The sequence below is a fragment of the Acinetobacter sp. AKBS16 genome (genome assembly GCF_002899995.1).
Taxonomy (GTDB): Bacteria; Pseudomonadota; Gammaproteobacteria; order Pseudomonadales; family Moraxellaceae; genus Acinetobacter; species Acinetobacter baumannii.
Genome location: NZ_POYH01000101.1, coordinates 129,077 through 134,141, shown reverse-complemented (window position 1 = coordinate 134,141; position 5,065 = coordinate 129,077). Strand labels below are relative to the sequence as shown.

The 5,065-nt window shown below is 44.5% G+C and carries 5 protein-coding genes; all 5 read left to right on the top strand.

Going from position 1 to position 5,065, the window contains the following annotated elements; all coding sequences use genetic code 11:
- A partial coding sequence (locus tag C1642_RS20055; protein ID WP_265735001.1) for an acyl-CoA dehydrogenase family protein occupies positions 1 to 552 on the top strand: 552 nt, incomplete at its 5' end.
- Positions 553 to 576: 24 nt separating this feature from the next.
- Entirely contained in the window at positions 577 to 2,178 is a 1,602-nt protein-coding gene (locus tag C1642_RS18745) for a carboxyl transferase domain-containing protein (protein WP_103236747.1), read from the top strand.
- Between the two features lie 9 nt (positions 2,179 to 2,187).
- Entirely contained in the window at positions 2,188 to 2,991 is an 804-nt protein-coding gene (locus C1642_RS18740; protein ID WP_047480481.1) for an enoyl-CoA hydratase/isomerase family protein, read from the top strand.
- 11 nt (positions 2,992 to 3,002) lie between these two features.
- On the top strand, positions 3,003 to 4,994 hold the full coding sequence (locus C1642_RS18735) for an acetyl/propionyl/methylcrotonyl-CoA carboxylase subunit alpha (protein WP_002133221.1): 1,992 nt from the start codon (positions 3,003 to 3,005) through the stop codon (positions 4,992 to 4,994).
- A partial coding sequence (locus C1642_RS20050) for a hypothetical protein (protein WP_228154010.1) occupies positions 4,991 to 5,065 on the top strand: 75 nt, incomplete at its 3' end. The genes C1642_RS18735 and C1642_RS20050, both read left to right, overlap by 4 nt.

Here is a 5,065-nt window from a genome sequence, read left to right as displayed (position 1 = left end):
GGTATGCGCGGCTCTAACACTTACCCCCTATTCTTTGACAATGTAGAAGTCCCTGCTGAAAACGTACTTGGTGGTGTGGGTAACGGGGTTAAAGTACTCATGAGTGGTTTGGACTATGAACGAGCAGTTTTAAGTGCCGGACCTTTAGGCATTATGGATGCTTGCTTAGATGTCGTTATTCCTTACTTACATCAGCGTGAACAGTTTGGTCAGGCTTTAGGTGAATTCCAGCTTATGCAAGGCAAACTTGCCGATATGTATTCAACTTGGTTGGCATGTAAAGCTCTCGTTTATGCTGTTGGTGCTGCATGTGACAAAGCTGACCATGACCGCAGCCTACGCAAAGATGCCGCAAGTGCCATTTTATATGCTGCTGAAAAAGCAACATGGATGGCGGGTGAAGCAATTCAAACTTTAGGTGGCAACGGTTATATCAATGAATTCCCTGCTGGGCGTTTATGGCGCGATGCCAAACTTTATGAAATTGGCGCGGGAACTTCTGAAATTCGCCGCATGCTGATTGGCCGCGAACTTTTCAATGAAACCAAATAATAATTATAAATAAGGACGCATCTTATGAACCAATTACAAAGCAAGATTAATGTTCGAAGCGAAGACTTCAAAACAAACCAGCAAGCCATGCAAACATTGGTCACAGATCTCAAACAAGTTGCCCAGCGTATTGCTTTAGGCGGTGGTGAAAATGCCCGTCAAAAACATTTGGCTCGAGGTAAACTTTTACCCCGTGAACGTATTGATCAACTCATTGACGTCGGCACGGCATTTTTAGAAATTGGTCAATTGGCAGCGTACAACGTTTATGAAGATGATGTTCCTGCTGCGGGTGTGATTGCAGGTATTGGTCAGGTCAACGGCATCACTTGCATGATTGTTGCCAACGATGCAACGGTTAAAGGTGGAACGTATTACCCACTTACGGTTAAAAAGCATTTACGCGCACAAGAAATTGCTGAACAAAATCACTTGCCTTGTATTTATTTAGTAGATTCAGGCGGTGCCTATTTACCAATGCAAGATGAGGTTTTCCCAGACCGCGATCACTTCGGGCGTATTTTCTATAATCAGGCACGCATGTCGAGTCTTGGTATTGCCCAAATTGCTGTGGTGATGGGTAGCTGTACCGCAGGTGGTGCTTATGTACCAGCCATGTCTGATGAAACCATTATTGTACGTAATCAAGGTACGATTTTCTTAGGTGGCCCTCCTCTGGTAAAAGCTGCAACTGGCGAAGTGGTGAGCAGTGAAGATTTAGGCGGTGGTGATGTTCACACACGTCTTTCAGGGGTAGCTGACCATTTAGCCGAAAATGATGAACATGCAATTGCCATTGCGCGAAATATTGTTGCAAACTTAAATAAAAAGCCAAATGAGTTAAATAAGCAAATTGATGAACCATTATTTGATGCATCGGAACTCTATGGCGTGGTGCCAAGTGATGCGCGTAAACCTTTCGATGTGCGTGAAGTCATTGCACGTATTGTAGACGGCTCTCGTTTTGACGAGTTTAAAGCCCGCTTTGGCTCAACACTTGTAACGGGTTTCGCTTCTCTCTACGGCATGCCAGTCGGCATTATTGCCAATAACGGAATTTTATTTTCCGAGTCTGCTCAAAAAGGCGCGCACTTTATTGAGCTATGCACACAGCGCAATATTCCATTGTTATTTATACAAAACATCACCGGCTTTATGGTTGGTCGCCAGTATGAAAATGAAGGGATTGCCAAACACGGCGCTAAACTGGTGATGGCAGTTGCCACTGCAAATGTACCTAAACTCACCCTGATTATTGGTGGTTCATTTGGTGCAGGTAACTACGGTATGTGTGGCCGTGCTTATTCACCACGCTTTTTATGGACATGGCCGAACTCTCGTATTTCAGTGATGGGCGGCGAACAAGCAGCGAGCGTACTTTCGACTTTAAAACGAGATCAAATTGAGCAAAAAGGTGCCCAGTGGTCAGCGCAAGAAGAAGACGAATTTAAACAACCAATTCGTGAACAATACGAGCGTCAAGGCCATCCATACTATGCTTCTGCCCGCCTTTGGGACGACGGTGTAATTGATCCAGCTCAAACTCGTCATGTACTTGGTTTAAGTCTTGCAGCTGCCATGAACGCTCCAATCCAGCCAACCAAATTTGGCGTGTTCCGCATGTAAGAGGTGTATATGAGCTATCAATTTTTACAACTCGAACAACAAGGTCAGGTTGCCTATGTATGGCTGAACCGCCCTGAATTGCACAATGCTTTTAATACGACAGTCATTGAAGAATTGCATACTTGCTTTAAGCAAATTAATACACGTGATGACATTCGTGTTGTGGTTCTAGCTGGTCGTGGCAAAAGCTTTTCGGCAGGTGCCGACCTCAACTGGATGAAACAGGCAGGTCAGGCATCTTCAGCTGAAAATGAAGCAGATGCATTAAAACTTGCGCAAATGCTTGATGCACTTGCAACACTTAAACAACCGACTATTGCCCGCGTGCATGGCATTGCCTTTGGCGGCGGTATGGGCTTAGCGTCGGCATGTGATATTTGCATTGCCAGCACTGATGCCAAGTTTGCAACCTCTGAAGTTCGTTTAGGTCTTGCTCCATCTACCATTAGTCCCTACGTGATTCGTGCGATTGGTGCAAGACAAGCCTCTCGTTACTTCTTAACTGCCGAGCGGATTTCAGCTCGTGAAGCCAAACAAATTGGTTTAGTACACGAAGTAGCAGATGCTGAAGACTTAGATAAAAAAGTTCAAGAAATTGTTGATGCTCTATTACTCGGTGGCCCGCACGCTCAAGCGGCTTCAAAACAACTCATTCAAATGGTGAGTAACCAGACCATGAGCAATGACTTGCTGCAACAGACAGCACATCATATTGCTCAAGTTCGTCAAGGCGGCGAAGCAAAAGAAGGTCTAAGTGCCTTTTTAAATAAACAACAGCCTGCTTGGGTTTCTAACTCGAATAACAACAATTAAGGACGATCATCATGTTTGAAAAGATTTTAATTGCGAACCGTGGCGAGATTGCCTGCCGCGTAATTCGTACAGCTAAAAAATTAGGTATTAGAACGGTTGCCGTTTACTCAGATGCAGATGCAAATGCCCAACACGTCAAACTTGCAGATGAAGCGGTTTATATTGGTCAGTCCCCTGCAACACAAAGTTATTTACAGGTTGATCGTATTATTCAAGCTGCCATTGATACAGGCAGCCAAGCGGTTCATCCGGGTTACGGCTTCCTTTCTGAAAACGACCAGTTCGCACTCGCTTGCCAACAACACAACATTTGCTTTATTGGCCCGCCAGTGGATGCCATTTTAGCGATGGGCTTAAAAGCAACCTCTAAAGCTTTAATGGAAAAAGCTGGTGTCCCTTTAACACCGGGTTATCACGGAACCAACCAAGATGCGGACTTTTTAAAGCAACAGGCAGACCGAATTGGCTATCCTGTTTTAATTAAAGCGAGTGCTGGCGGCGGTGGTAAAGGCATGAGTCTGGTTGAACGCAGTGAAGATTTTCTGCATGCCTTAGCCTCTTGTAAACGTGAGGCCAAATCGAGTTTTGGTAATGATGATGTCTTGATTGAGCGTTATGTGATTCAACCGCGCCATATTGAAGTGCAAGTGTTTGGCGATACACATGGCAACTACGTACATTTGTTTGAACGCGACTGTTCAGTACAACGCCGCCACCAAAAAGTGCTAGAAGAAGCCCCTGCTCCACAAATGCCAAGCGAAAAGCTCGATGCAATGCGCCAAGCTGCAATTGATGCTGCACGAGCGGTAAATTATGTTGGTGCAGGTACGGTTGAGTTTATTGTGGAACAAGACGGAACGGCGTATTTCATGGAAATGAATACCCGTCTGCAAGTCGAGCACCCTGTTACTGAAATGATTACAGGTGAAGACTTGGTCGAGTGGCAACTTCGCGTCGCTTATGGCGAACCTTTACCTAAACTACAAAACGAATTAAAAATTCACGGACATGCGCTTGAAGCGCGGATTTACGCTGAAGAACCAGAAAAAGGCTTTTTACCTGCTATTGGTAAAATCGACTATTTGCGCTATCCAACTCAAAACCAATATGTGCGTGTAGACAGCGGTATTATTGAAGGCGATGAAATCACGACCTATTACGACCCAATGATTGCCAAACTCATCGTATGGGGTAAAAACCGTGAAGCTGCGCTTATTCAAATGCAAAATGCTTTAAGCCAATTCCATGTCGATGGTTTAGGCAACAACATTGCTTTTCTTGAAAAAATTGTTCGTAGCGAATCGTTTAAACAAGCCAAGCTTGATACCAACCTGATTCAGCGTGAACAAAACTTCTTGTTTAGCCCTGAAGAGATCAAACCGGAACTTGTGGTAGCCGCAGCATTTATTGAGTTTTTAAGCCAACTTAATAACAACAGCTCAAGCCAAAAACAGCTTTGGCAAGCTCAGCCGCTTTGGCGTTTAAATATTGCTTATCAGCACAGCATTAAACTGAACTATTTAAACCAAAATATTCAAATCAAATTTGCCTCAAATGAAGATGGCTTCACCGCAGAATATAACGGTCAAAGCTACCCAATTTCAGGTCAATTGCTTGATGCACATACTGCCTCTGTTCAAATTGGTGAGACTCAGCAAAAGCTACCTTTTAACCAAAGTCAGCAAGGCATTACTTTGTTCCAAAATGGTCAAAGCTATAAGTTTGCTTATATCCGCCAAGACTTTAATCAGGCAGATAGCCAAGCCGATGAAGGTCACTTAAAAGCCCCAATGCCGGGCGTGGTCACTCAAGTGCTAGTCAGTGCAAATCATAGCGTGAAGAAAGACGATATTTTAATGACGCTTGAAGCAATGAAAATGGAATATACCATCCGCGCCCCTAAAGACGGCGTGATTGTAGACTCCTATTTCCAAGTGGGCGATCAGGTCAAAGCTGGCGATGAGCTTGTGGAATTTCAGCCTGCTCAGGAGGAAGTTGCATGAGTGAATTTGTCAAAATCGTGGAGGTCGGTCCCAGAGACGGCCTCCAAAATGAAAAGCAGGCTTTAACTGTC

Coding starts and splice junctions, on each gene's coding strand:
- C1642_RS18745 (WP_103236747.1), top strand. CDS start 577: ATGAACCAATTACAAAGCAAGATTAATGTTCGAAGCGAAGACTTCAAA.
- C1642_RS18740 (WP_047480481.1), top strand. CDS start 2,188: ATGAGCTATCAATTTTTACAACTCGAACAACAAGGTCAGGTTGCCTAT.
- C1642_RS18735 (WP_002133221.1), top strand. CDS start 3,003: ATGTTTGAAAAGATTTTAATTGCGAACCGTGGCGAGATTGCCTGCCGC.